Source organism: Microbispora sp. CSR-4 (assembly GCF_008033685.1).
In the GTDB taxonomy this organism is placed as follows: Bacteria; Actinomycetota; Actinomycetes; order Streptosporangiales; family Streptosporangiaceae; genus Microbispora.
In genome coordinates, this window is sequence record NZ_VJVX01000001.1 from 572,030 (window position 1) to 598,005 (window position 25,976).

Genomic DNA, 25,976 nt, shown 5'->3' on the forward strand with positions numbered 1-25,976 from the left:
GACGTCCATGGGGACGGCACATGGGGAATTAGGCGGGGGCGGCCTCCGGCTCCGGGTGCTCGGACCGGTGACCGCATGGCTGGAGGACCGGCAGGTGAACCTGGGGCCGCCGCTGCAACGGGCCACTCTCTGGGTGCTCGCCGCACAGGCGGGCCGCCTCGTCACGAAGGACAGGCTCGTCGGCGCCCTGTGGGGCGACGCCGCGCCGAAGACGGCCGAGCAGAGCGTCTACACCTATGTGGCCGGGCTGAGGCGGCTGCTCGAACCGGAACGCGGCAGGCGCGGGCCGTTCACGTTGCTCACCCAGTCCGCGAACGGCTACAGCCTGGCGCGGGACGTGTGCCGGACCGACGCCGAGGACTTCGAGCAGCGCCTCGCCGAGGCCCGTCGTTTCCAGGCCAAACAGGACCTCCCCGCCTGGCTGCGCGAGCTGGAGGCCGGGCTGGGGCTGTGGGCGGGCACCGCCCTGGGCGGCCTTCCCGGCCCGTTCTGCGAGGCGGAACGCACCCGGTTGGAAAGCTTGCGCCAGACGGCGCGGGAGGACTGGGCCGACGCGCTGCTGAGGCTGGGCCGGCACCAGGAAGCGCTCGACGCGGTCGCCGGGCTGACCGCGGAGGCCCCGCTGCGGGAGCGTGCCCGGGAGCTGCAGATGCTCGCGCTCTACCGCTGCGGGCGGCAGGCCGAGGCGCTGGACGTCTTCCACGACATCAAGCGTCTGCTCACCGAACACCTCGGCGTCGATCCCGGCGAATCTCTGCGACGGGCGTACGAGCGCATCCTGCGCGCGGATCCCTCCCTCGCGGCGGCGCCGTCCGCCACGGCGGTCACCGCTCACGGGGAGTTCGTCCGGCCGCGTCAGCTTCCGCGCGATCGGCGGATCTTCGTGGGACGGGCGGAGACGCTGGTGCGGCTGCGCGCTCTGCTCGCGCCCTGGGACGGAGACGACCCGCAGGCGGTGGTGGCCGTCACCGGCACGGCGGGAGCGGGCAAGTCGACCCTCGCCGTGCACGCGGCGCACGCGGTGAGCGATCACTATCCGGACGGCCAGCTGTACCTGAACCTGCTCGGTGCGACGCCGGGAGTCGGACGGCTGAACCCGCTCGACCTGCTCGGGAGACTGCTGCGGGGCCTCGGGGTGCGCTCGGAGTCGGTTCCGTCCGATCAGGACGAGGCCGCCGCGATGCTCAGGGACCGTCTGGCGGGCCGCCGCACGCTGATCGTGCTCGACGACGCGTCCGGCCCGGAGCAGGTCCGCCCGCTGCTGGGCCTGCCGGCCGGAAACGCGCTGCTCGTCACGAGCCGGGAGTCGTTCGCGGCGGCCGACGACTGCGTCCAGCTCGTTCTCGGCAGGATGTCGCGGTCGGAGGCGGTCACCATGCTCGCGAAACTCGCCGGCGCCGAGCGGGTCGCCGCCGATCCGTCCGCCGCCGCCGAGCTGGCGGACCTGTGCGGCGGGCTGCCCCTCGCCCTGCGGCTCGCGGCGGCGCGTCTGATGGAAAACCGCCACACTCCCTTAACGGAGCTGAACGCCCGGCTGCGCGACGAACGGCGGGCGCTGCACGAGCTGGAGTCGGGTGATCTCGCGGTGCGCGCCAGCCTCCAGCTCAGCCATGACGTGCTGGCGGGAAGCGGCCACGAGCCCGACAGGACTGCGGCCGCTGCCCTGTGCCATCTGGGCGTCCTGCGCACGCCGGACGCCACACCCGAGGTCGTGGCGGCCCTTCTCGACGCGCCGCAGGATGCCGCGGAGCGCGCCGTGGCCCGCCTGGTGCGGGCGAATCTGGCCGAACCCGGCGAGCAGGGCCGGTTCCGCCTGCACGACCTGGTCCGGCTCTTCGCGATGGAACTGGCCGAGCGGCGCCTGAGCGAGCGCGACCGCGACGACGCGCTCGACCGCGTGATCGGCCTGTACGGCACGACCGTGCGCCTGGCGATGAAACTGATAGACCCGCATCGGGTGCATCCCCTGCACGAGTTCGCGGCATGCGAACCCTTCGCCCTGACCGGCGGCGCCGACGCGTTCGCGTGGCTGGAGCGGGAACGCCCCAACATCCTCGCCGTCGCAGCCCAGGCGATGGGGTCCCCGAACTCATCTCTGGCACGTTCCGGCGCCTACCTGGCCTTCTCCTGTCATTGGCCCCTCGTGTACACCGGCCACCACCCTGAGACCGTGACCCTCAACCGCCAGGCGCTCGAGGTGGGCGAGCGGCTCGGAGATCCGGATATCTCCGCCCTCGCGAACAGTTACATCGCCCTCGGCCTGGGCTATATGGGGCGCTACGCGGAAGCGCTCGCCTATCATCGCGCCGAGGTGGATCTTCTCCGCACGTGCGGCGACGCCTTCGCGCGGATGAGGGCTCTGGGAAACCTGGGCGTCACGCTCAACGCGCTCATGATGCACAAGGAAGCCCTGTCGTCGGCGCGGGAGCAACTGCGCATCGCGCGGGAGATCGGGTCGGCGGTGGGTGAACGCCACGCTCTCGGTTGCGCCGGCGAAGCACATCTCGGCCTGGGGGACACGGCGTCCGCCATGGCCGCGTATGTCGAGATGGTGTCGCTCGCGAAGGAGGCCGGTGACGCCATGCAGCACTCGGACGCGCTGATGTGCATGGCCGAGGTCTACATGGCGCAGGACGATCCCCGGTCGGGGGTGATGCTCTTCGAGGAGGCCCTCGTCCTCATGAGGGAGAGCCGCTTCCGCGGCCTGGAAGCCAGATGCCTCGGTAATCTCGGCAGGGCCGAACGCCTCACGGGCAGGCTCGACAGAGCGCGCGCGTACCTGCAGGAGACCATAGTGGTCGCTCAGGAGTGCGGGGCGGACTACTGGGTGGACTTCGCCCGCGAGGAGCTCGCCCTGCTCGGCGAGAGTCCGGAGGATGGCCCGTCGCGAACCGTGGACGGCTCAGGCGGCGCGGAAGGCTCAGCCCGCGTGCAAAACGCGGCCCGCGCGGAAGGCTCAGCCCGCGCGCAAAATGCGGCCCGCGCGGAGGGCTCAGCCGGCGCGGAGGGCGAGGAAGAGATCCACGCGGTCGGCCATGGATGACAGGTCCTTGCCGGTCAGCTCCTCTACCCGCCTGATCCGGTAGCGCACCGTGTTGACGTGCACGTGCAACCGCTCGGCGCAGGCGTTCCACGATCCGGTGCAGTCGAGGAACGCGCCGAGCGTGCGCACCAGTTCGGCCCCGTGCCGCCGGTCGTAGTCGAACAACGGCCCCAGCAGCCGCTCGGCGAACGACGTCCGCACGTCGCCGGGCACGGTCGCCAGCAGCAGCGCGTGGGTGTAGATCTCGTCGCTGGTGACCACTCCCCCGCCGCGCGCCTCGGCCATCCGCCGGGCGTGGCCCGCCTCCTCCACCCCGCCCCGGATGGCCTGCGGCCCGGTCAGCGCGCCGCTCAGCCCGGCCGACACCGTGATCGACGGCAGCCCGGCGGCGAGCACCGCCGTACGGGCGCGCAGCAGGGCCGCGAGCGCGTCGCGGTCTCCCCAGGGGGTGTCGCGGCGCAGGGGGACCAGCGCCACCGACGCGTCGGCGCCCGCGGCGGCCACCACTTCGCGGTCGAGCAGCTCCTCCACCACCTGACCACCCAGCAGGGCGGGGTCGGGGCCGTCCTGCGCCCCGCGTCTGCTCGCCGTCGCGGTGACCATGGCGTACGGCTCGGCCGGGTCGATGCCGCACGTCCGCAGCCGGGCCGACAGCTCCGCAAGGTCGCCGCCCGCGCAGGCCAGGGCGATGAGCTGCTCGGCCAGCCGGCGTTCCACCCGGCGGCCCTCCTCCGCCCGCGTCCGCTCCATCGCGACGCACGCCGCCAGCTCGTAGCCGAGCTCCACGTCGACCTCGCCCCGGCAGACCAGGGCCCAGCCGGCGGCCCGGTGCCGTCGGCCCACGGCGAAGATCGTGAACGGCCCGCCGCGGTCGACGACCACCGGCAGGCGGACTGCGGCGAGGTAGTCACGGGCCAGCCGTACGGCCCGCTCCTTCGGCAGGTCGCCCGCGACGACCGCGCCGCAGGCGGACACGACGGCGGCGGTGACGCCGAGCTCGGCCTCGACCAGGGCGAACAGCTCGGCGAGCCCGGCCCCCTCGGCCACCGCGGCGACGATCCTGCGATGCCGCCCGAGCGCGCCGCGCAGGTCGCCCACCTGGGCGGCGGCGACGCGTCTGCCGACGAGCTCGGTGACGGCCCCGAACGACACCTCGACGGGCACTTCGAGCAGTGGCAGGCCACGCGCCCGGCACGCGTCCACCAGGTCGGCGGGTACCGTGCCGAGCCGCGCGTCACCGGCGCCGAGCGCGGCCACGCCCGCATCGGCCAGGGCGTCCACGAACCGGGCGGAGTCGTCGGGCGACTGGCGCCACATCAGGCCGGTCAGCACCAGCTCGCCGCCCGACAGGTAGCGCCGGGGATCGGGCAGGTCGGTGATGAGCACGCCCTTGATCTCACGGTCCAGCCGCTCGTCGCCCGTGAGCAGGGTGAGCCGCAGTTCCGGTGCGGCGAGCAGATCATGCAACAGCACGGAAGACAGCGTATTTGGAGATATCTACAAGCATCGACTACGGCCGCCCCCGGGTTTCATGGCCGCGCCGATAGGCCCCGGCCCCGCCCGGTTGTTGTACTACGACCGTGGAGCGGCGTATGGCGACGGAGACGGCGGCGGGCACGGCGATCGGAACGGGGCGGCGTCCGGGCCTCGGCGAGAGCGCGCCGCGCCCGGACGGCACGCTGAAGGTGACCGGGGAGTTCGCGTACTCCTCCGACCTGTGGCTTGAGGGCATGCTCTGGGGCGCCACGCTGCGCAGCCCGCATCCGTCCGCGTGGATCCGCTCGATCGACGTCGGCCCCGCGCTCGCGATGCCCGGCGTGTTCGCCGTGCTGACCCACGAGGACGTGCCCGGGGAGAAGTTCTACGGGCTGGAGCGCCGCGACCAGCCGGTGCTCGCCGTCGACCAGGTCCGCTACCAGGGCGAGCCCGTGGCGATCGTGGCCGCCGACCACCCGGAGACCGCGCGCCGCGCCGCCGCCGCGATCGTCGTGCGCTACGAGGAGCGCGAGGCGGTGACCGATCCCCCCCGGGCCGCCTTCGACCCCGCCTGTCCCGCCGTGCACCCCGGGGGCAACGTCGTACGGCACCAGCCGGTCAGGGTGGGGAGCACCTTCGAGGCCGAGGTGGTCGTCACCGGCGAGTACGAGGTCGGCATGCAGGACCAGGCGTTCCTCGGGCCGGAGTCGGGCCTGGCCGTGCCGGCCGAGGACGGCGGGGTGGACCTGTACGTCGCCACCCAGTGGCTGCACGTCGACCAGGACCAGGTGGCGCCGTGCCTGGGCCTGCCGAAGGAGAAGGTGCGGCTGACCCTCGCCGGGGTCGGCGGCGCGTTCGGCGCGCGGGAGGACCTGTCGATGCAGGTCCACGCCTCGATGCTGGCACTGCGGACGGGCCGCCCGGTCAAGATGGTCTATGGCCGCGAGGAGTCGTTCTTCGGCCACGTCCACCGGCATCCGGCGCGGATGCGCTACGAGCACGGCGCCACGGCCGACGGGCGGCTCGTCTACGTCAAGGCGGAGATCCTGCTCGACGGCGGGGCCTACTGCTCGTCCACCCCGGCCGTGGTGGGCAACGCCGCCTCCCTCGGCGTCGGTCCGTACGAGGTGGGCAACGTCTGGATCGACGCGTACGGCGTCTACACGAACAATCCGCCCTGCGGTGCCATGCGCGGGTTCGGGGCGGTGCAGGCGTGTTACGCGTACGAGTCGCAGATGGACCGGCTCGCGGCGGCCTGCGGGCTGTCGCCGGTCGAGATCCGGGTCCGCAACGCGGTGTCGCAGGGGTCGCGCCTGGCCACCGGGCAGGTGATCGACAGCCCCGCGCCGCTCGCGGACATGCTGAAGGAGCTGGCCGCGATGCCGCTGCCGCCGGAGCCGGTGGACGAGCGGCCCGACCTGCGCCTCCTGCCGGGCGGCGTCGCGCAGACCACCCACGGCGAGGGCGTACGGCGCGGCGTGGGCTACGGCGTCGGCATCAAGAACATCTGCTTCTCCGAGGGCTTCGACGACTACTCGACGGCACGGGTGCGCGTCGAGCTGGCCGGGGACGAGCCCCACGTGCTCGTGCACACCGCCGCCGCCGAGGTGGGCCAGGGGCTCGTCACCATCCAGGAACAGATCGCGCGTACGGAGCTCGGGATCGCCAGGGTCACCATCGCCCCGGCGGACACCGCGGTCGGCTCCGCCGGGTCCTCCTCGGCCTCCCGCCAGTCGTACGTCACCGGCGGGGCGGTCAAGACGGCGTGCGAGGCGGTGCGGGCGCGCATCGACGCGCTGCGGGCGGCGCATCCGGACCTGTCGCTGGAAGAGGTGCTGAAACGGTTCGGGCCGGTCGAGGAGACGCGCGAGTTCCGCCACCGGCCGACGTTCCCCATGGACCCGGTCACCGGCCAGGGCGACTCCCACACGCAGCTCGCGTTGTGCGTGCACCGGGCCGTGGTCGACGTGGACGTCGAGCTCGGCCTGGTCAAGGTCGTCGAGCTGGCCGCCGTGCAGGACGTCGGGAAGATCCTCAATCCGGTGGCCCTGGAAGGGCAGATCCACGGCGGCTCCGCGCAGGGTCTCGGCCTGGCGCTGATGGAGGAGATCCAGGTCAGGGACGGCCGGGTGCTCAACCCCTCGTTCACCGACTATCTGATCCCCACCATCCTCGACATGCCGCCGATGCGGCTGTCGGTGCTGGAGAACCCCGACCCCCACGCGCCGTACGGCCTGCGGGGCGCGGGCGAGCCGCCCACGCTGTCGTCCACCCCGGCGGTGGTCGCGGCGGTCAGGGCCGCGACCGGGCTGGATCTCTCCCGGGTCCCGATCCGGCCCGAGGACATCGCGCTCACGCCCGTCGCCCGCTGAGCCCCCGTCGCCCGCTGAGTCCCCCGTCGTCGTGCTCGGCCCGCGGCGGGAGCAGCCGGTTCGTCCAGCCGGCTGAGGTTGCGGGGCCTGGGTTCAGGGGCCCGGGTTCAGGTCGCTCGGACTCGGCCGGCTCGGGTTCGGCCGGCTCGGGCTCAGTCGGCGATGTAGGTGATGGAGGTCACCTCGTAGCCGCGGCTCTTCGAGCCCCGCACGTGCATGAACATCGCGCCGCCCTCGTAGGAGTAGGCGCAGCCATAGCCCTTGGGCTCGGAGCTGCAGCCCTGGAAGAAGTGCTTCACACCCTTCGGGTCGTACTTGGTCCGGAACAGCGTCTTGACCGCCGTGGTCGTGGCGGCCTCCAGGCCCCGGTTGCGGTCGCCCTTGCGCCAGGCCTCGAACAGGTGCTTGGCCGCGTCGGACGGCTTGACGAGGTGGCGGGACTCGTAGACCTTCGTGACCTTGCCGCCCGACACGACCATCAGGATGCCGTCGAGCCCGCCCGGCACGCGCACGCTGGTGTGGACGAACCGGCAGGCGTTGCCCGAGCAGCCCGCGAACTTGTCCGGAGCCCGGAAAGGATAGGCGAAGAGCGTGGAGGCCGCGCTCGAGGTGGCGACGCGTGCGGCCGCGTGGCGGTCCCGGCGCAGCCACGCGCCGAACAACTTCTTGGCGACGGTCGCCGGTGCGGCCGTGCCGTGAGCGGACGCCGTGACCGGGGCCTGTGCGGGGGTGTGCGCGGTGGCGTGGGTGTGCGCGGTGTGCGCGAGAGCCGGAGCGGCGGCGAGCAGGGAGGCGGGGACCAGGAACGCGGCAATCGCGGCCGTGGCGGCTGCGCCTCGAAACGATCGTGCTGACATGCGCCGTACGCTACGGGGCTCTGCTTGCACCGGGATTGACCCCGGCTTGCACCCGGCCGCCGCCGCCCCGCACCACCTCGTACGGCCGGTGGGCGAGCCCGCGACCCCCACGACGTGGGAGCCCCTGGGACGTGCAGCGCGCCGGGACGAGACCGCGCCGCCGCGAGAGAGGCCAGGAGACGATCCCGTGCACGCAATGACCGGGCTCGATCGGACGGCCGGGGCGAGCATGCCCCGGCCGCCGGTCGGCCGGTTCAGGTCCGCAGGCGGGGGCCCGGGCCGTGATCCGTGCTCATTGGAACCCCTCGGGGGTGGACTGCGTGCCTCCCTGCTGCCCTGTGCCTCCCTGCCCTGTGCCTCCCTGCCCTGTGCCTCCCTGCCCTGCGCCTCCCTGCTGAGTGCCGCCCTGGGTGCCGCCCTGCTGCGATCCTTGCGGCTGGCCCTCGTACACCGTTCCGCCAGGCTGCGTGCCACCAGGCTGGGTCCCGCCCGGCTGCGTGCCACCAGGCTGGGTCCCGCCGGGCTGCGTTCCGTCCGGTTGTGTGCCGCCGGGCTGGCCGGCGTCGGTGGCGGCGGGCGAGGCGGCCGGAGCGGACTGGCCGGCGGGAGCGGACCCGGTCAGCAGCGCCATGATCGCGTCGGCCTGGGCCTTGTCGAAGCCCGCGATGCCGAGGCTGTCCTGGGTGATCTCCTGAGCCACCCGCGGAGCGGCCACGACCTTCTCCCCCACCACGATCGCGAGCTGCTGCTTGACCGTCTCGCGGGTGAGGGCCTCGATCTGCTCCTGGCTGGAGGGGGACAGAACCAGCCTGATCGAGTAGGTGCCGTCGTTCTCCGTCACCTCTTCGATCTTCTGCACGGTCGTGACCGTGACTCCCGGATCGAGCTGGTAGCAGGAGGTGCCCTTGTCGTCCGGGATCGCGTCCGTTCCGGCACAGGGCGCCGCCCCCACCCCGGTCACCGGCGCGAAGTGCACGGGCGTCAGCAGGGTGCGTACGGGCGTCTGCTTGAGCGGCGGGGCGTCCGGGTTCTGGGTCATCACCACGGCGACGGCGCCGAGGACGCCCGACATGATGACCACGAGCACGAGGGCCGAGACGAGGGCGATCGTCGTCCCCCTCGCCGCCCGCGGCTCCGTGGGGCCGTCGGGGGCGGGCGGCTTGTCACCCGGCCCTGTGGCTCCGCCCGAGGACGCGTCGTCGGGCGCGCCGGGCGTGGCGGGCTCCACCGGCTCGCCGGGACGGACGGGAGCACCGGCGGCAGCGGGCACCCCACCGAGGTCGACGGGGATCGCACGTGTGTCGTCCGCTGCCCCCGGAGCGTAGAGAGGGTCGCCCGCTCCGCCCGGAGGCCCCAGTGGGTCACCCGGCACGGCGGGTCCGCCTGCCATGCCGAGCGGGTCGCCCGCTCCGCCGGGGCCGCCGGACACGCCGAGCGGGTCGTCCGGGCCGCCAGACCCACCCGGCACGCCGGGGAGATCACCCGCCCCGCCCGGAACCCCGAGCGGGGCGCCGGGCACGTCTACCGGGCCGCTGAGCGTGTCCGCGAGCGGATCATCGGGCCTGTCCGGCGGCTCGCCGCGCGCACCGAGCGGATCGTCCGGCCCGCCGTACTCACCCCGCACGCCACCCGGGCCGCCGAGCGGGTCGGCTGGAGGCGCCGGGCGGCCTCCGCCGGGGTCGCCGGGCCCGCCGTACGGGTCGTCTGATTCGCCGCCGGCGGCCGGCAGAACGGTCGTCGTCTCCGCGGCGGCACCGGCGCCGCCGGACGTGTCGCCGAACCAGCCGCCCCATTCGCCGGACGTCTGGGCGGGCACGCCGCCGCGGTTCTCGGGGCCGACCGGCTTGGGCATGGGCGCCGTCTCGGCTCCCGATGTCAGGCCGCCGGGCCGCGGGCCGGGCTCTTCGTCTCCCGGCACGGGCGCGTTGTGCATTCCCACCTCGATCCTTACACCGCTCGCAGAGCCTACCGAGGTCTGCCAACTGCGGGTAACCGGCCGACCATGGAACGTTCAACGCGTTCTTTTATTGACAATTTGTCATGAATATCCGCCAAATGGTTGCCCGTTGACCGATGCCCATACGGACGTCGGGAGCAGACAGTGAAGACATGAAGGTGGGAGTTCCCCGAGAGATCAAGACACACGAGTACCGGGTCGCGCTCACACCCGCGGGGGTCAACGAGTTCGTACGCAAGGGTCATCAGGTCCTCATCGAGAAGGGCGCGGGGCTCGGGTCGGCGATCCCGGACGAGGACTTCACCGCGGCCGGGGCCGTGATCCTCGACACGGCGGACGAGGTGTGGGCCGAGGGTGATCTGATCCTGAAGGTCAAGGAGCCGGTGCCGGACGAGTATCACCGGATGCGCAAGGGCCAGGTGCTGTTCACCTATCTCCATCTGGCCGCCTCGGAGTCCTGCACCCGGGCCATGCTGGAGTCGGGCGTGACCGGCATCGCGTACGAGACCGTGCAGAAACCCGACCGTACGCTGCCGCTGCTCGCGCCCATGTCCGAGGTGGCCGGACGGCTGGCGCCGCAGGTGGGCGCCTACCACCTCATGCGCCAGGGCGGCGGACGCGGCGTGCTGATGAGCGGCGTCCCCGGCACCTACCCGGCCAAGGTGGTGGTGATCGGCGCGGGGGTGTCGGGCATGAGCGCAGCCGCGGTGGCCACGGGCATGCGGGCCCAGGTGCTGCTGCTCGACCGCGACGTCGACCGGCTGCGCCACGCCGACCTCGTCTTCCAGGGGAGCTGCCAGACGGTGGCGTCCAACGCGTACGAGGTCGAGCGGGCGGTGGTGGACGCCGACCTGGTGATCGGCGCGGTGCTCGTGCCGGGCGCCAAGGCGCCGACCCTGGTGAGCAACGACCTCGTCGCACGGATGAAGCCGGGCTCGGTGCTGGTGGACATCTCCATCGACCAGGGCGGCTGTTTCGAGGACTCGCGGCCGACCACCCACGCCGACCCGGTCTACCGGGTGCACCGCTCGGTGTTCTACTGCGTGGCCAACATGCCCGGGGCGGTGCCGCACACCTCGACGTACGCACTGACCAACGTCACGCTGCCGTACGCGCTGGCGATCGCCGATCTGGGCTGGCGCGAGGCGCTGACCGCCGACCCCGCGCTCGCCCTCGGCCTGAGCACGCACGAAGGCCATCTGACGAGCCGCCCGGTGGCCGAGGCCCACGGGCTGGAGGCCGTGCCCGTGGACCGCGTGCTGGTTCCCTGACCGCGATACCGGTCCCGGCCGCGACACGGCGGCCGGGACGTTCCAGTCGGGCTGGTGCCGGTCAGGACGACGGGGCCGTGCTCGGCATCGGCTCCTGCGTGGTCTCCGCCTGCGGCGACGGGAGCGGCTGCTCGTCGGTGGTGCCGATGCCGCCGGAGCAGGACGCACCGTACTCGGGAGTGGTGGTCGGGTTCTGCTTGTACTTCTTCACGAACTCGGGCAGCCGGGGGTCGTCCGCCGAGTCCAGCGCGAGCTGGTGGTTCCAGGAGCTGACGACGATCTTGGACGGCAGGTTCGGGTAGGGGCTCAGCAGCATGTAGTCGGAGGAGGCGATGGTCTTGAGCTTGTCCACCTCGGCCTTGGGCAGGTCGGGCTGATAGGTGATCCACACCGCACCGTGCTCCAGCGAGTGGACGCCGTGCTCGTTGTGGATGGGCTTGTCGTAGATGCCGCAGTTCTGCCAGTAGAAGTTGTGCTGGCCGCCGACGGGCGGGGTCTCCTTGTAGGAGACCTTCGTCCAGGAGTGGTCGGAGCCCTTGTAGTTGAAGGTCTTGACGGCGCTGAGCGACTTGGCCGAACGGTCGTTGATCACATAGACGGTGACGAGGGCGATCAGGACGACGATCACAAGGCCGCCTATACCCCACATGAGAAGTGCGGCGCGCCGCTCCTTGCGCTTCTGCTCGGCGCGCATGCGGGCGAGGTGGTCACGCCTCGCCTGCGCCTTCTCCTTGGTCATCGCTCCTCCATCCGCTGATCACTGACACCCCCGCTGCGTATGGAGAATAGTGGCTAAAGGTATTGCTTCGGGCAGGGCGAGGGCTCCGGAGAGTAGCGTGTGGGCGGTGAGCACTGACATCGACGTCCCAGAGGACAGCGCCGTGGAGACCGCTCCCCCGGCCCGGCGCCGCCTCCCCATCCTCGGGCTGGTCGTCGTCCTCCTCGCGGCGGCGGCGCTCGTGCTGTTCTTCACCAGGCAGGGGACGCCCGGCGACACCTCCCCCGAAGCGGGCTTCGCCAGAGACATGGGGGTCCACCACGCGCAGGCGGTGGAGATGTCCTTCATCCTCAGGGACAAGACCTCCGACGAGGCGCTGCGCAGCCTGGCGTACGACATCATCACGACGCAGAGCACCCAGCGTGGAATTTTCATGGGCTGGCTGCAGCAGTGGGGGCTCGACCAGAGCTCCGACCGGCCCGCGATGGCCTGGATGGCCGGGCACGGGCACGGCGGGGCCGCCACGACCATTCCGACGTCCGGCACGATGCCCGGCATGGCCACCGAAGAGGAGATGAACCGGCTCCGCCAGGCCACCGGCAAGGACGCCGAGATCCTCTTCCTCCAGCTCATGATCCGCCACCACCAGGGCGGTGTGGAGATGGCCGAGGGCCTGCTCAGGCTGTCGGATCGTGACGAGGTGCGGTCTTTGGCCCAGCACATCGTCGACGGCCAGAACGCCGAGATCCGCACGATGAAGGAACTGCTGGCCAAGCGGGGAGCCCAGCCGCTCCCCGCACCGTGACGTACGGCACCGTCAGGCCGTCTGGTTCAGTCCGCCCCCGTGGCGTGGAGCGCGGTGAAGGCCAGCAGGGAGCGGGCGGTCCGTTCCGGGTCCTCGAGTATGGGTGAGTGCCCGAGGCCCGGCAGCAGCTCGACCTCCGCGCCCGGTACGACACGGTAGTCGGCGGCGGACGAGGATCGCCACCTCCGGTCGTCCGCACCGAAGATCACCAGGAGCGGTTTGGCGAGGACCGCCAGCCGGTCCGGCAGGGCACGCTGCTCCAGGTAGTCGAGGATGCCCTGCATGGTCGCGGCGAGCGTGTGGTGGGTCATCATGCGCACCTCGCCGAGGAGCTCCTGCGGGATCCGGTAGCCGGGGCGGCTGACCGCTGTGGCGGCGAAGCGGCGGAGCTGCTCGTCGGTCGGCGGCCACTGCGACGCCGCGATCCCTGCGGACTCCGACGGGATGAAGGCGTGCATGCCGGGTCCGGTGTTGACGAGCGCGAGCGCGGTCACCAGGCCGGGCCGCTGCTCGGCGAGCGCGGTGGCGACCGCGCCGCCGCTGGAGTGACCGGCCACGATCGCGTGCTCGACGCCGAGCAGGTCCAGTGCCGCGCCGGCCCGGCGCGCCTGGTCGGGCACCGCGTAGCTCGGGCCCGCGGGTTTGCCCGACAGGCCGTGCCCGAGCAGGTCGATCCGGATGACGCGGTGCGCTCCGGTCAGCAGCGGGACCAGCGGGTCCCACGAGCGGACCGAGGAGGCGGATCCGTGGATGAGCAGGAGCGCCGGGGCGTCGCTGGGACCGTCCTCGCACACGTGGATGTCGCCGTCGTCCAGGGACAGCGTCGAACTGGTGGTGGTCTCGTCGTCCACCCGCGGCTTGCCGTCGGAAACAGTCATGCGGCCACTGTCGCCGCGGGTGCACGCCGGCGTCTTGGACGAATGTTCCCCTCGGCCGCGACCACCGGCTTCCGTGGCATGGCCGCGCGGGACATGGCCTGTCCGATCGGCCGAGTACCGCCGAGGCCGGCCCCTCCGGCTCGCCGGTTCCGGCGGGCCGAAGAGTTCTGGCGGGCCAAAGGGGTCCGGCGGGCGAAAGGGGTCCGGCGGGCGAAAGGGGGGTCCGGCGGGCCGGAGGAGCGAAAGGCCGACGACGCCTACGAGGCGCGCAGTTCCTCGGCCAGCGCCGCGACGAACGCGTCCACGTCGGCCTCGGTGGTGTCGAAGGCGCACATCCACCGCACCTCGACCATGCCCCCGCCGATCTGGTCGTCCCAGTTGTAGAAGCGGAACCGCTTGCGCAGCCGGTCGGCCACGTCACTCGGCAGCACCGCGAAGACCGCGTTGGCCTCGACCGGGCGCGGCACGCTCACCCCGGGCAGGTCGCGTACGGCTTCCGCCAGCCGCCGGGCCATCGCGTTGGCCTGGCGGGCGTTGCGCAGCCACAGGTCCCCCCCGAGCAGGGCTTCGAACTGCACCGACACGAAGCGCATCTTCGAGGCGAGCTGCATGCTCGTCTTGCGCAGGTAGGGCAGGCCCCGCGACGCCTCCGGGTTCAGCACGACGACGACCTCGCCCAGCAGCAGGCCGATCTTGGTGCCGCCGAACGACAGCACGTCGACCCCGGCGTCCGTGGTCAGCGCGCGCAGCGGCACGTCCAGCGCGGCGGCGGCGTTGGTGATCCGCGACCCGTCGAGGTGGACGAACATCCCCAGCTCGTGGGCGTGGTCGCAGATCGCCTTGATCTCGGCCGGGGTGTAGAGCGTGCCCAGCTCGGTCGCGTTGGAGATCGACACGACCCGGGGCTGCGCGTGGTGCACGTCGCCGAAGCCCCGCGCCTGCCGGTCGATCAGCTCCGGCGTGAGCTTGCCGTCGGGGGTCGGCACGGTCAGCAGCTTCAGCCCGCCGGTGACCTCGGGCGCGCCGCCCTCGTCGGTGTTGATGTGCGCGGTCTCGGGGCAGACCACGGCCTCCCAGTGGGCGCACATCGAGCGCAGCGACACGACGTTGGCGGCCGTGCCGTTGAACACGGGGAACACCTCGGCCTGCTCGCCGAAGTGCCTGCGGAAGACCTCCCGGGCCGCCTCGGTGTAGACGTCGTCGCCGTAGGAGGTCTGGTGCCCGCCGTTGGCGAGGGCGATCGCCTCCAGGACCTCGGGGTGCACCCCCGCGTAGTTGTCACTGGCGAACGTCCGGCTCGCCGGGTCGTGCCGGCGTACGGCATCGGTTGTCACGAGATGTCTCCCCATCGCGGTTTCAGACCCGCGACCGGCCGGTCAGGCCGGACGCGGGTCCGGATCGAGCAGCGTAGATCAGGGCACGAGGTCGATCCTGCGGCCGTTGACCGCAGCCGGCTCCTCGTCCCACAGGCCCGCGATCGTCGTCGCCAGGTCCTTCACGTCAGTGAAGGTCCGGTATGGCTTGTCCGGATTCGCGGCCCTCATCTCATCGTGCACCAATGCGTTGACCACCAGGACCACCGCGGCGGAGGAGGTGTCCTTCAGCGCGTCGGCCAGGGCCAGCGTCCACGCCTCGGCGGCGGCCTTGGCCGCCGCGTACGCCGCGCCTCCCTGGGTGGGCTTGCTCGCCGCCCGGGCCGACACGATCGCGAACCGGCCGTTCCCGCTCGCCCGCAGCAGCGGCTCGAACTCCAGCGACACGTGCTGCAGGGTCCTGATCAGCAGGTCGTGCAGCAGGTCCCAGTCGTCGAGCGAGGTGTCGGCGAAGGTCTTCGACCCCCGCCAGCCGCCCACCAGGTGGACGACGCCGTCGACCCGGCCGTGCTCGGCCCGCACCCCCTCGGCCAGGGCCCGTACGGCGTCCCGGTCGAGCAGGTCGACGGCCAGGCATCCCTCGGCGCCGGACTTGTCCACGCCGATGACCGTGTCGCCCAGCTCGGCGAACTTCCCGACGACCGCGCGGCCGGCCGGGCCGCCCGCCCCCGTGACCACGATCACCCTGCTCATCGCACGCCCCTCACAATCTCACCCACGCGGTCCGCGCTCACGCCCGGATGCCCCGGGTCGACTCCACCACGTCGGTGAGCTTACGGCGCAGGGCCTCGTAGAACATGCTCAGCGGGAACTCGTCGGGCAGCACGGCGTCGACCATGGCCTTCTGCTCGGTGGGCAGTGCGTGCACGCCCTGCTTCCAGACCGAGGCCGGGTCGGGCTCGACGTACGTCGCGACCAGCTCGTGCGCGGCGAGCCAGTGGGCCCGCTTGGACCGGTCGATGCCGTCGCGGTAGAGCTTCTCCACCTCGCCGCGCAGGTCGGCGACGCCGTCGGCGACCCGCGACCAGTCGATGGTGAGCCGGTTGTCGGTCCACCGCACGATGCCCTGCCGGTGCAGGTAGGCGAACAAGAGCTGGCCGCCGAGCCCGTCGTAGTTGCGCACCCGCTCGCCGGTGATCGGGAAGCGGAACAGCCGGTCGAACAGGATGGCGTACTGCACGTACCGCGCGTGCGGCACGCCCGCGGCCTCCAGCTTCACGGCCTCGCCGTACGCCGTGAGGTCGCAGCGCAGCTCCTCCAGGCTGTAGAGCCAGTACGGCATGCGCTGCTTGATCATGAACGGGTCGAACGGCAGGTCGCCGTGGCTGTGCGTGCGGTCGTGGACGAGGTCCCACAGCACGAACGTGTCCTGGGCGAGGTCCTGCGACGCCAGCAGCCGGGCGGCGTCCGGCGGCAGCTCCAGCTTCAGCGTGGCCGCGGCGGCCTCGCTGACCCGGCGGAACCGGGCGGCCTCGCGGTCGCAGAAGATGCCGCCCCAGGTGAAGCGCGGCGGGGTCTGGCGCACGACCACGGTCTCGGGGAACAGCACGGCCGAGTTGGTGTCGTAGCCGGAGGTGAAGTCGACGAACGTGATCGGCACGAACATCGGGTTGTCGTAGCCGCCCGCCTCCAGCTCGGCCAGCCAGTCGGGCCACACGACCCGGATCCAGACCGCCTCGACGTTGCGGTTGGGGTTGCCGTTCTGGGTGTACATCGGGAAGACGACCAGGTGCTCCAGGCCGTCGATCCGCTGGGCGTCGGGGTGGAACAGGTTCAGCGAGTCGAGGAAGTCGGGCTTGCCGAGCCCGGCCGCCACCCACGCGCGGAAGTCCTTCATCACCGCGTCGAGATAGTCGGCGTCGTGCGGGAAGTGCGGCGCGAGCCGGGCGACGCCGTCGACGATCTCGCTGATGCACGCCACGGCCTCGTCGTGGTCTCCGGTGACCGAGCCGTCCTTGGCCTGGAGGGGGCGCAACCGCTCCACGGCGTCCTTGAGCCGGGCGAACTCCTCCGCCACCTCGGGGCGGGAGGCGCGGGCGGCGCCGGACGCCTCGGGCACGCGGGCGGCCCAGGTGACGAGGTTGCCCCACAGCTTCTCGTGGTCGTAGTCGCGGATCGAGTCGTCGCCGAACAGGTCGGAGTCGGCCAGGACGACCACGCGGCCCCTGCCGTGCCGTACGGCGGCGACGAGCGGGGCGTCCGCGGGGTCGGCGGACCCGGAGGTCGTGAACAGGACGCTCGCCCCGGCCGGCGCGCCGAGCGTGCCGGCGCGGTAGAAGCAGGCCCTGCGGACCTCCGCGAGCAGGTCCTGGGCCACGCCGCTCTGCTCGGCCACGGCCTGCCCGGCGGGCACGCCGAGGACCCAGGTGGCCACGCCGTTGTGGCAGTTGCCGGGGTCCTGGACGGTCGCGTGCTCGACCGTCACCCCGAACCGGGCGAGCAGCTCGCCCAGGTTGCTGCCGTACTTCTCCTGCTCGTGCTCTGCCAGCACGATCAGCCCGCCGCCGCCCGCGACGTACGCCTCGAGAGCGTCGATCTCCTCGGCGGCGAAGACGGGGCTGCCGACCCCGGTGGTGCGTTCCCAGCGCTCGGCCGAGGGGTGTGCGACCACGAAGACGTCGCACCCGTCCAGCACGGCCGGAGTGATCGGGCCCTCGGTGTGCGCGCGCACCGTGTGGCCGAGCCGCCGCAGCGCCGTGGCGGCCTCCGCGTAGCTGTTGTCGTCGGGGTGGGCGGGATTCATGGCCTCGGCGACCTCGCGCCGGATCGTCCATGCCTCGCTGTGCGCCTCGTCGAACAGGACCGCCGGGAACGCCTTCATGAAAAATCTCCCGTACTGTGAGCCTTCTTCCGGAAAATATACACATAGGTCGCCTTGCAGCGATAAGTCGCTCTAGCGGGTGAGGAGGGATCACCCGCGCGGCGGACGAATCCCCCGGGGTCGCTCACCTACTGTCACCGGCCGTAGGAGAAAGACCCGGAGGGAAAGATCGATGTCCGAACCGTCGGCCTCGGTGGCCTTCCGGCGCACCGTCACCGGAGTCCTGCTGTTCGTCGCACCGCTGCTGCAGTTCGTCGCGCTCCTCGTCGACCCCGGCACCTGGGGCGACGACCACGAGATGGTCAGCTATGGCGACAACCCCGCCCTGGCCCAGCTGGAGTCGCTGCCCTACCACTGGAGCTGGGTGCTCGTCCCGATCGCGGCCTTCGGCCTGCTGCACCTGGTGCGGAAGAAGGCCGTCGTCCTCGGCCACGTCGCCGGAGGCATGACGATCATCGGCTACATCAGCGTCTCGGCGCTGCTCCTCATGGACCCCCGTCATCGCCCTGGGCTACCTCGGCCTCAAGGTCCTGCGCATGACGAACGCCGAGTGGGCGTCGTACTACCAGAGCTACCCGAGCTACCCGAGCTACCCGAGCGCCGACCCCGGCGTCACCACGCCCGACTCGTACGCGAACACGACCGCCTGAGCGCGGTCGCGCAGGTTCAGCTTCATGAGCACGCGGGCGACGTGGGTCTTGACCGTGGCCTCGCCGACGAAGAGCTCCTTGGCGATCTCGGCGTTGGTGAGGCCCCGGGCGAGCATCCGCAGCACCTCCAGCTCGCGCGGGGTGAGCTCGGCGAGCTGCGGCGGCCGCACCGGCTCGTGCCGGCCCGCGAAGGAGGCGATCACCCGCGTGGTCACGGCGGGGTCGAGCAGTCCGTCACCCGCGGCGACGACCCTGATGGCCTCCACGAGCTGCTCCGGCGGCGACACCTTCAGCAGGAAGCCGCTGGTGCCGGCGCGCAGCGCGGCGTACAGGTTCTCGTCGGTGTCGAACGTCGTCAGCATGATGACCTTGGGCGGATGCGGCGCGTCGAGCAGCTGTCTGGCCGCGGTGAGCCCGTCCACGCGCGGCATCGAGATGTCCATGAGCACGATGTCGGGCCGCACCCGGCGGGCCAGGGCGACCGCCTCGGCGCCGTCGGCGGCCTCGCCCACGACCTCCATCCCGGGCTCGCTCTCGACGACCATGCGCAGGCCGGTCCGGATCATCGCCTGGTCGTCGGCGAGGACGATGCGCACGGTCACTTCGCGGCCTCGCTCACCGGCACCCCCTGGGCGATCGGCAGCGTCGCGCGGACGCGATAACCGCCCTCCGGCAGCGGCCCGGCGTCCAGGGAGCCGCCGAACAGCTCGGCCCGCTCACGCATGCCGATGAGCCCGTTGCCGGTGGACAACGCCGGTCCGGCGCCCGCGCCGTTGTCGGTGATCTCCAGCTCCAGCCGTTCGGGGTGGTAGGCGATCCGGTTGCGCTCGGCGGCGACGGCCTCGGCGGCCCGGCGTTCCCGCTCCAGCTCCAGCCGCATCGCCCGCTCGCTCATCCGGTGCGCCCGCAGGAGGTAGCCGCGCAGCGCCAGCCCCGTGAGGTAGGCCGAGCCGAACATGACGGTGAGGTAGACGACCTCCTGGAACGGCAGGAAGCGGTGGTCGACGGCACCCGAGTCGAAGATCAGGACGCCCGCGAGCGCCCAGGCGCCGCCGTGCCTGACCGACAGGTGGGCGCCGATCGTGTGGAAGACGATGAGCAGCGCGGCGAGCTGCCAGACCGGGCACGACTCGTTGCCCTGCCGGTGCCAGGCGTACTGCGCGAGGATCATGAGGATGAAGACCGCCACGGGAGCCCTGCGGCGATACCAGACCAGGACGCCGGTGACCAGCGCCTGGCCGACCCACCACAGCTCGGGACTGCGGGCCGCGCCGTAGTCCATGGCGTCCGTGAACGCCTCAAGAGTGCCCAGCGCTATGATCGCGAGTCCGATCAGAAGATCGACGCGGGGAACCGAGCGGAGGAGGGACGAGCGCATGCGCGCAGAGTAATCCCTGCCGACATACCGCGCATCAGAGAACAGACGCCTCGCAATCGGCCTGCAAGTAATCGTCAAGCGACGGCGCGATCATCGCGCTGTATCAAGTGGGTGTCGGTCACGATACTCACCTTGTCGAGCACTGTCCGCGCTGAGACGCTTGAGGCGTTCCGATCAGGCATAGGAGAAGCAGATGCCCCGCCTGCACTCCCTTATCGCGGGGCTGGGCGCGCTTTCGGCGCTCGCGGCGCCCATGCTCCACCCGCACCCCAGCGGTTCCACCGACCGGGTCACCCCCGGCGCGGTACGCGTTGAGTCCTCCTCGCATGTCCGCATCACGTTGCTGGACGACCGCGGCGTGATCAAGCAACTGGTCCGCGACTACGACGTCGACCTGGCGGAGGGCAGCGGCTTCACCGTGACGCCCGACGGCGTGGTCGTGACCGCGACACAGGTCGTGCAGGCCGCCGACGACCCCCGCGTGTACGCGGCCAACCGGATCTTCGCCGAATACTTCAAGGTGAAGATCCCCGCCGACTTCAAGCAGCACCCGCTGGACGACCCCGACCTCGACCGCCGGCTCAAGGCGTGCTACCCGCCGCAGAAGACCGACTCGACCTGCATCGCCGACGTCACGACCAACGTCACCGTCTACCCCTACCTCGACCCGCCGCCGCCCGGGGGCCTGCCCGCGCAGATCCTGACCACCGGGACCTCCCCCGCGTCCCCGGCCGTGCTGAAGGTCACCAAGGGCGGTGAGAAGCAGTCACTGCCCACCGTCCCGCTGGGCACGACGATCGGCGGCGCGGTCGAGTCGCTCGACGTCATGTCGCTCCCGAGCAGGCCCTCGGCGAAGACCCCGCCCAAGCTCGACACCGCGCACCTGAATCCGCCGGGCAGCCGGACCGTCAAGGAGCGCGACAAGGTCCTCAAGCTGCTGGACGACGGCGCGCCCGGCGCGGCCCTCATCGACGACGGCAAGAGCGAGGTGGTCGGGTTCGTCTCCGGGGGCGGCGGCGAACCGGTGACCATCACCCCCGCCGACGACATTCGCAGCGCGCTGGTCACCGCCGGGGTCACGCCGCGCCGCGGCCCGGTCGACGTCGTGTACGAGAACGCGCTCGCCTCCTACCACAACAAGCTCTACACCGGCGCGATACCGGCGCTGCAGCAGGTGCTCAACCTGCGGCCCGACCACGCGGTGGCGGCCGACCATCTGCGGGTCGCCCAGTCCAAGGCGGGCACGGCGGAGGACGCCGGGTCGAAACCGGTGGCGAGCCCGGCCGCCGCCGCGCAGGCGAAGTCGTCGGTGCCGTCGTACGTGTGGGCGGCCGGCGGCGTCGTGGTCCTCGCGCTGCTGGCCGTGGGCGTCGTGCTGCTGCGCCGCAGGAGCGCCGCACGCGCCGGCGCCGGCGGCCAGACCGACCACCCCGGTGTCGCCGCACCCGGCAACGCCGTGCACGGGGACTTCGCGGGTGAGGCCGCGTCCTACCCGCCGCCGGAGAACTCCTGGCCGCCGTACGCCGTGACGAGGGTGTTCGGGGCGGAGGCCGCCCGGTCTCCCGACGTCGTCGGGCCGCCGCCCGCTCCCGTGCCGGCGGATCCGTCCCCGGCCGGTGGGCAGGCGTACCCCGTGGACCTGTCGCCGCCGCACGGGCACGCGCATCCGGAGGACGTCTCGCCGCCGCGCGGGCACTCCTACCCGCCGAACCCGTCGCCGCCACGCGGACAGGCGCAGCTCAAGTTCTGCACGCAGTGCGGCATGCGACTGGGTCAGGGACACCGTTTCTGCGGCTTCTGCGGGAACCCAGTCGATTCGTGATCGGAAGAACGTTCAAGGGGGAGACCGTATGACCGAGGGGCCCGTGATGCCGCCGCTCGTCGGGCGGCAGCTCGGCGACTACACGGTCGAGGCGGTCGTCGGACGTGGTGGCATGGCGACGGTCTACCGGGCCCGCGACCAGCGGCTCGGGCGGGCCGTGGCGCTGAAGGTGCTCGCACCGCAGCTCGCGCACGACGACCGGTTCCGCGACCGGTTCGTACGCGAGTCGCGGATGGTGGCGAGCATCGACCACCCCAACATCATCCCGGTGTACGAGGCCGGCGAGCGCGACGATCTGCTGTTCATCGCCATGCGCTACGTCGAGGGCAGCGACCTGCGCAAGCTCGTGCAGTCGGAGGGCCCGCTGCCGGTCGGCCGGGCCAACCCGCTGTTCGTGCAGATCGCCTCCGCGCTGGACGCCGCGCACGCCCACGGCCTCGTGCACCGCGACGTGAAACCGGCCAACATCCTGGTCACGCAGGCCGACCACGTCTATCTGACCGACTTCGGGCTCACCAAGAGCTCCTCGGCCGAGGCCGGGCTGACCAGCCATGGTCACTTCATGGGCACTCCGCGCTACGTCGCCCCGGAGCAGATCCGGGGCCTGCCGGTCGACGGCCGGAGCGATTTGTACGCGTTCGCCTGCGTCGTGTACGAGGCGCTGGCCGGGCAGCCGCCGTTCCAGCGGGACACCGAGCTGGCGCTGCTCTACGCCCACGTGTCCCACGACCCGCCGCCGCTCACACCGTACCGGCCGGACCTGCCGCACGCCGTGAACGCCGTGCTCACGCGGGCGCTGGCCAAGTCGCCGGCCGAGCGGTTCGAGACGTGCCAGGCGTTCGTGTCCGCGCTGCGCGACGCGATCAGCGGCGGCGCGGGCGACCCGGCGGCCTCCCCGTCGTATCCCCCGGTCACCCCGTCCCATCCCCCGGTGCCCTCGTACCCGCCGGTCTCCCACGCCTCTCCGGGGTCTCCGGTCTCCCACGGCTCTCCGGCCGCGCAGGGACCGGCCGGGGCGCGGCCGCAGGGGTCCTATCCGCCGGGCACGCCCACCTCGTTCCCTCCCGGCACCAGGCCGCCCGTCACCCATCCCTCCTACTCGGCGCCCACGGCGTCGTCCCACCCGCCGGTGAGCCATCCGACCGGTGCCATGGGCCATGTGCAGGGTCACGGGTCGTACCCTCCCGGGTCGCCGAACGCGCAGGCGACGGTCGCGTCGGCGGGCGCGCAGGGCCAGCGGCGAGGGCTGCCGCTCGGGCCGCTGATCGGCGGCCTGGCGATCCTGGTGTCCATCGCCGTCGCCGCGGCGCTGCTGCTGACCAAGGGCGGGGACACCGCCGCGACGTGGAACACCTACCCGGGCAGCACGGCGGCGCCGTTCACCATGTCCTACCCCTCGTCGTGGGGCGAGGCCAAGACGAACGCCGACCAGTGGATGATCGCCTCCCCCGCGGTGGACGAGTTCAACGCGCTGTTCGCGGTGCCGGGCAACACCGACTGGTCGAAGGTGAACGCCATCATCAAGGACCAGCCTGATCGGGCCGCCGGGGTGTTCGCCCAGGTCAGCAACACCCTGAGCACGTCCGACTCGCCGATGGAGCTCCAGGAGAGCCTGGGCCCGGCGCTGCCCGGCGTGACCACCTACTTCGGTGTGCCGACGCCCACGACGGTCGGGGCCAAACCCGCGTTCCGCATCGAGGGCGTGCTCAGCGACCCCCAGCAGGGCGGACGGCTCGAGTTCATCGCCTACGTCGTACGGCAGGGCGACACGGGCACGACCGTCCTGATCACGTTCTTCTGCCCGCCGGGCAAGTTCAACCAGTCGAACATCGACCACATGGTGAACAGCATCGCGTTCACGTCCTAGCCCCGCCGGGTGCGCCAGTCGCGTGCGCCGTCGAGGACGGCCCGGTGGACCGCACGGGCGATCCGCGCGCCCCAGACGGAGCGCGGGCCGCCGAACTCCTCCGCCGGGCCGTCCTCCCGCGCGGCGACGCACACGGCGTCCGACGCGGTCCCGGTGCAGGGGAAGCCCGCCTCAAGCAGCGCCTGCGTCTTCGCCTCGGTGACCGTCATGACGGCGTTGACCAGCGCGGGGTCGGAGAACGCGACCGGCACGGCCACCAGGATGTTGATCGTCCCCGGCCGCGGCGCCCGCCCACCGGTTGCCGGCATCCCGGCATCGCCCGTGCCGACCGGCTCGCGCGCGGGACCGGATGCGGCCGGACCGACGGGCTCCTGCGCGGACGCCGAAGCGGGCTCGGGGGCGGCAGGGGCGGCGGGCAGGCCGGGGTCGGGCACGCCCTCGGGCGCGGCCGCCCAGGTCGGCACGCCCAGGCCGACCGTGGCGACGGCCTCCGCTCCCCCGTCGGCCGCCGTGACGTACCGCTCCACCAGCGCCGCCGTCATCATGCCGACCCCGGGGCCGCCGGGCCCGAGCGCGTCCATGTGCTCGACCGGGTCCATGCGTGAGTAACCCGCGGCCACCTGCGCGTTCAGCACCCACTCCCGGGGACCGATGCCGCCGCCCAGCATCGCCGAGGAGATCATCCGCCAGCCGGGCCCGAACCGCCACAGCAGCGTGCCCAGCCGCTGGCCGTCCTCCGTACGGTGCGTCAGGGACGGCCGGAGGAGGCCCGTCATGCCTCCTCCGCCATCGAGGAGACCGACGGGCGCACCAGGTGGACGACGGGGCGGCCCTCGGGGCCGGGCTCCACCCGCACGCGGGCGCCGAAGTGCTCGGTCAGCAGCGGCTCGGCCAGCACCTGTCCGGGCGGCCCGGCCGCGACCGCCCGCCCTGCGGCGAGCAGCACGAGCACGTCGGCGTACTGCCCGGCGAGGCTGAGGTCGTGCAGCGTCGTCACGACGGTGAGGTCGTCGGCCAGGCGCAGCCGGTCGACGAGTTCGAGCACCTGCTGCTGGTGGCCCAGGTCGAGCGCCGTGGTCGGCTCGTCGAGCAGCAGCACCGGCGCCTGCTGCACCAGCGCCCTGGCGAGCACGACGCGCTGACGCTCGCCGCCGGACAGGTGCCCGAGCGGCCGCGACGCGAAGCCGTCCAGGTCGAGCCGTTCCAGCACCGACCGCGTCACCTCGCGGTCCCGCGCGCTCTCGCTGCCGAGATAGGCGATGTACGGCGTGCGGCCGAGCAGCGCGTAGTCGTAGACCGTCATGTCGGGCGGCAGCGCCGGGCTCTGCGGCGCGTAGGCGATCAGCCGTGCCCGGCGGCGCGGGCGCAGGTCGTCGACGGCCGTCCCCTCGACGAGCACCTCGCCCTCCCTCGGCACCAGCCCGGCGACGGCCCGCAGGAGCGTGGACTTGCCCGCGCCGTTCGGCCCGATGATCGCCAGCCACTGGCCGGGCGCGGCCGACAGCGTGACGTCCGTGAGCACCCGCCGCCCGCCCAGCGTGACGCCCACGCCGCGCGCCTCGACGGCCGGTGCGGCCCGCCCGCTCACGTCCCCACCCGCCGGGTCACGCGCAGGATGGTGACGAAGAACGGCGCCCCCACGAACGCCGTGACGACCCCGATCGGCAGCTCGGCCGGCGCGAGCACCGTACGCGCGATCGTGTCGGCCAGCACGAGGAACGCCGCGCCGCCGAGAAACGACACCGGCAGCACGATCCGGTAGGACCAGCCGGCGAGCCGCCGGACCACGTGCGGCACCACGATCCCGACGAACGCGATCAGCCCGCTGACCGCCACGGCCGACGCGGTGGCGAGCGAGGCGGCCAGCAGCACGACGAAGCGCACCCGCGCCGCGCGCAGGCCGAGACTCACCGCCTCCTCGTCGCCCACCGACAGCACGTCGAGCAGCCGCCCGTGCAGCAGCATGCCGATGGTGGACACCGCGGCGTACGGCGCGATCATGCGGAGCTGGTCCCAGCCGCCGCCGACGTCGCCGAGGATCCAGGAGTAGATCCGCTGCAGTTCCTCCACCTTGAGCTGCTGCACGAAGGTCTGGATGGCGGTGAGGAACGAGGTGACCGCGACACCGGCGAGCACCAGCGTCGCGGTGCCGCCGCCCCGGCCCGCCGTGTGGCCCAGCGCGTACGCGAGGAACACCCCGCCGACGGCCCCGGCGAAGGCGGCGATCGGCACCGCGGTCACGCCGGTGTCGCCGCCCAGGAAGACCACGACGAGCGTCACCGTGAGGCCGGCTCCCGCCGCCGCCCCGAGCAGGTAGGGATCGGCCAGCGGGTTGCGGAACACACCCTGGTAGCCGGCCCCGGCCGTGGCGAGCAGCCCGCCCACGACGGCCGCGAGCAGCACCCGCGGCACCCGGAGCTGGAACAGCAGCCCCTCCTCGACCGGCGACAGGCCCGAGTGCACCGACACCAGCGGCAGCCGGTCGAGCAGTGCGAGCACGATGGCGCGGGGCGAGATGCCCGCCGCGCCCGCCATCAGGCCGAGGGCGAGACTGGCCGCCAGCACGACGGACGCGACGAGCAGCGCCCGGCCGCGCGGCCGGGCCGGGGTCATGACGCCACCACCGGCCTCACCACGTCATCTGGCACCAGGCCACCGAGCACCCCACCACCGAGCACCGTGTCATCG

The 25,976-nt window shown here is 72.5% G+C and carries 19 protein-coding genes; 6 read left to right on the plus strand and 13 right to left on the minus strand.

Features of this window, described 5'->3' with window-relative positions:
• Positions 1 to 67 precede the first annotated feature (67 nt).
• A complete protein-coding gene (locus FLV34_RS02700; protein WP_187280520.1) occupies positions 68 to 3,043 on the plus strand; it encodes a BTAD domain-containing putative transcriptional regulator in 2,976 nt (991 codons plus the stop codon).
• On the opposite strand, the gene FLV34_RS02705 is transcribed toward FLV34_RS02700, so the two are convergent.
• Positions 2,993 to 4,516: a PucR family transcriptional regulator gene (locus FLV34_RS02705; RefSeq protein ID WP_147942260.1), complete on the minus strand. Its 1,524-nt coding sequence runs from the start codon at positions 4,514 to 4,516 to the stop codon at positions 2,993 to 2,995. The genes FLV34_RS02700 and FLV34_RS02705 overlap by 51 nt on opposite strands.
• Before the next feature lie 119 nt (positions 4,517 to 4,635).
• Here FLV34_RS02705 and FLV34_RS02710 point away from each other — a divergent pair, with 119 nt between their 5' ends.
• The gene (locus FLV34_RS02710; protein ID WP_147942261.1) at positions 4,636 to 6,891 is read left to right on the plus strand and encodes a molybdopterin cofactor-binding domain-containing protein; all 2,256 of its coding nucleotides are present in this window, start codon (positions 4,636 to 4,638) and stop codon (positions 6,889 to 6,891) included.
• 152 nt (positions 6,892 to 7,043) lie between these two features.
• On the opposite strand, the gene FLV34_RS02715 is transcribed toward FLV34_RS02710, so the two are convergent.
• Positions 7,044 to 7,748 (minus strand): hypothetical protein, encoded by a 705-nt coding sequence (locus FLV34_RS02715; RefSeq protein WP_142644824.1) that lies wholly within the window; start codon positions 7,746 to 7,748, stop codon positions 7,044 to 7,046.
• Positions 7,749 to 8,040: 292 nt separating this feature from the next.
• A complete protein-coding gene (locus tag FLV34_RS02720; protein ID WP_147942262.1) occupies positions 8,041 to 9,687 on the minus strand; it encodes a hypothetical protein in 1,647 nt (548 codons plus the stop codon).
• A gap of 170 nt (positions 9,688 to 9,857) precedes the next feature.
• Between FLV34_RS02720 and ald the strand changes: the two genes are divergently transcribed.
• Positions 9,858 to 10,976: an alanine dehydrogenase gene (gene ald / locus FLV34_RS02725; protein WP_142644822.1), complete on the plus strand. Its 1,119-nt coding sequence runs from the start codon at positions 9,858 to 9,860 to the stop codon at positions 10,974 to 10,976.
• A gap of 61 nt (positions 10,977 to 11,037) precedes the next feature.
• Here ald and FLV34_RS02730 read toward each other — a convergent pair whose 3' ends face one another.
• A complete protein-coding gene (locus FLV34_RS02730; protein ID WP_142644821.1) occupies positions 11,038 to 11,715 on the minus strand; it encodes a DUF3105 domain-containing protein in 678 nt (225 codons plus the stop codon).
• Between the two features lie 106 nt (positions 11,716 to 11,821).
• On the opposite strand from FLV34_RS02730, the gene FLV34_RS02735 reads away from it, so the two are divergent.
• Complete coding sequence (locus FLV34_RS02735; protein WP_260616991.1) at positions 11,822 to 12,499, plus strand: DUF305 domain-containing protein; 678 nt, start codon at positions 11,822 to 11,824, stop codon at positions 12,497 to 12,499.
• A gap of 26 nt (positions 12,500 to 12,525) precedes the next feature.
• Here FLV34_RS02735 and FLV34_RS02740 read toward each other — a convergent pair whose 3' ends face one another.
• The 6 genes from FLV34_RS02740 to FLV34_RS02765 all read right to left on the minus strand — a co-directional run bounded on the left by FLV34_RS02740 (position 12,526) and on the right by FLV34_RS02765 (position 19,599).
• Positions 12,526 to 13,377: an alpha/beta fold hydrolase gene (locus FLV34_RS02740; protein WP_147942263.1), complete on the minus strand. Its 852-nt coding sequence runs from the start codon at positions 13,375 to 13,377 to the stop codon at positions 12,526 to 12,528.
• Between the two features lie 257 nt (positions 13,378 to 13,634).
• Positions 13,635 to 14,726, minus strand: a complete 1,092-nt coding sequence (locus FLV34_RS02745) for a low specificity L-threonine aldolase (protein ID WP_142644819.1) — start codon at positions 14,724 to 14,726, stop codon at positions 13,635 to 13,637.
• Between the two features lie 63 nt (positions 14,727 to 14,789).
• Positions 14,790 to 15,443 carry an SDR family NAD(P)-dependent oxidoreductase gene (locus FLV34_RS02750; protein WP_142644818.1) on the minus strand — a complete coding sequence of 218 codons (654 nt, stop codon included), beginning with the start codon at positions 15,441 to 15,443 and terminating at the stop codon, positions 14,790 to 14,792.
• A gap of 37 nt (positions 15,444 to 15,480) precedes the next feature.
• Complete coding sequence (locus FLV34_RS02755; protein ID WP_142644817.1) at positions 15,481 to 17,571, minus strand: DUF6421 family protein; 2,091 nt, start codon at positions 17,569 to 17,571, stop codon at positions 15,481 to 15,483.
• A gap of 589 nt (positions 17,572 to 18,160) precedes the next feature.
• Complete coding sequence (locus tag FLV34_RS02760; RefSeq protein ID WP_142644816.1) at positions 18,161 to 18,823, minus strand: response regulator transcription factor; 663 nt, start codon at positions 18,821 to 18,823, stop codon at positions 18,161 to 18,163.
• Entirely contained in the window at positions 18,820 to 19,599 is a 780-nt protein-coding gene (locus FLV34_RS02765; protein ID WP_147942264.1) for a hypothetical protein, read from the minus strand. Before FLV34_RS02765 ends, FLV34_RS02760 begins: the two co-directional genes overlap by 4 nt.
• A 193-nt stretch (positions 19,600 to 19,792) precedes the next feature.
• Here FLV34_RS02765 and FLV34_RS02770 point away from each other — a divergent pair, with 193 nt between their 5' ends.
• Positions 19,793 to 21,421, plus strand: coding sequence for a zinc ribbon domain-containing protein (locus FLV34_RS02770; protein WP_147942265.1), 1,629 nt, complete (start codon positions 19,793 to 19,795; stop codon positions 21,419 to 21,421).
• Between the two features lie 28 nt (positions 21,422 to 21,449).
• Entirely contained in the window at positions 21,450 to 23,288 is a 1,839-nt protein-coding gene (locus FLV34_RS02775; protein WP_142644813.1) for a serine/threonine-protein kinase, read from the plus strand.
• On the opposite strand, the gene FLV34_RS02780 is transcribed toward FLV34_RS02775, so the two are convergent.
• From FLV34_RS02780 to FLV34_RS02790, 3 genes are read right to left on the minus strand one after another with little or no spacing between them, the layout of a single operon-like run.
• A complete protein-coding gene (locus FLV34_RS02780) occupies positions 23,285 to 24,064 on the minus strand; it encodes an adenosylcobinamide amidohydrolase (RefSeq protein ID WP_142644812.1) in 780 nt (259 codons plus the stop codon). The two genes, FLV34_RS02775 and FLV34_RS02780, sit on opposite strands and share 4 nt — an antisense overlap.
• Positions 24,061 to 24,876 (minus strand): ABC transporter ATP-binding protein, encoded by an 816-nt coding sequence (locus FLV34_RS02785; protein WP_142644811.1) that lies wholly within the window; start codon positions 24,874 to 24,876, stop codon positions 24,061 to 24,063. Before FLV34_RS02785 ends, FLV34_RS02780 begins: the two co-directional genes overlap by 4 nt.
• On the minus strand, positions 24,873 to 25,901 hold the full coding sequence (locus FLV34_RS02790) for an iron ABC transporter permease (protein WP_142644810.1): 1,029 nt from the start codon (positions 25,899 to 25,901) through the stop codon (positions 24,873 to 24,875). Before FLV34_RS02790 ends, FLV34_RS02785 begins: the two co-directional genes overlap by 4 nt.
• Positions 25,902 to 25,976: the final 75 nt, after the last annotated feature.

Excerpts from the sequence above, each read along its gene's own strand:
- FLV34_RS02730 (WP_142644821.1), bottom strand. The coding sequence starts at position 11,715 with ATGACCAAGGAGAAGGCGCAGGCGAGGCGTGACCACCTCGCCCGCATG.
- ald (WP_142644822.1), top strand. The coding sequence starts at position 9,858 with ATGAAGGTGGGAGTTCCCCGAGAGATCAAGACACACGAGTACCGGGTC.
- FLV34_RS02715 (WP_142644824.1), bottom strand. The coding sequence starts at position 7,748 with ATGTCAGCACGATCGTTTCGAGGCGCAGCCGCCACGGCCGCGATTGCC.
- FLV34_RS02750 (WP_142644818.1), bottom strand. The coding sequence starts at position 15,443 with ATGAGCAGGGTGATCGTGGTCACGGGGGCGGGCGGCCCGGCCGGCCGC.
- FLV34_RS02765 (WP_147942264.1), bottom strand. The coding sequence starts at position 19,599 with ATGCGCTCGTCCCTCCTCCGCTCGGTTCCCCGCGTCGATCTTCTGATC.
- FLV34_RS02770 (WP_147942265.1), top strand. The coding sequence starts at position 19,793 with ATGCCCCGCCTGCACTCCCTTATCGCGGGGCTGGGCGCGCTTTCGGCG.
- FLV34_RS02775 (WP_142644813.1), top strand. The coding sequence starts at position 21,450 with ATGACCGAGGGGCCCGTGATGCCGCCGCTCGTCGGGCGGCAGCTCGGC.
- FLV34_RS02790 (WP_142644810.1), bottom strand. The coding sequence starts at position 25,901 with ATGACCCCGGCCCGGCCGCGCGGCCGGGCGCTGCTCGTCGCGTCCGTC.
- FLV34_RS02755 (WP_142644817.1), bottom strand. The coding sequence starts at position 17,571 with ATGAAGGCGTTCCCGGCGGTCCTGTTCGACGAGGCGCACAGCGAGGCA.
- FLV34_RS02780 (WP_142644812.1), bottom strand. The coding sequence starts at position 24,064 with ATGACGGGCCTCCTCCGGCCGTCCCTGACGCACCGTACGGAGGACGGC.
- FLV34_RS02710 (WP_147942261.1), top strand. The coding sequence starts at position 4,636 with ATGGCGACGGAGACGGCGGCGGGCACGGCGATCGGAACGGGGCGGCGT.
- FLV34_RS02745 (WP_142644819.1), bottom strand. The coding sequence starts at position 14,726 with ATGGGGAGACATCTCGTGACAACCGATGCCGTACGCCGGCACGACCCG.
- FLV34_RS02740 (WP_147942263.1), bottom strand. The coding sequence starts at position 13,377 with ATGACTGTTTCCGACGGCAAGCCGCGGGTGGACGACGAGACCACCACC.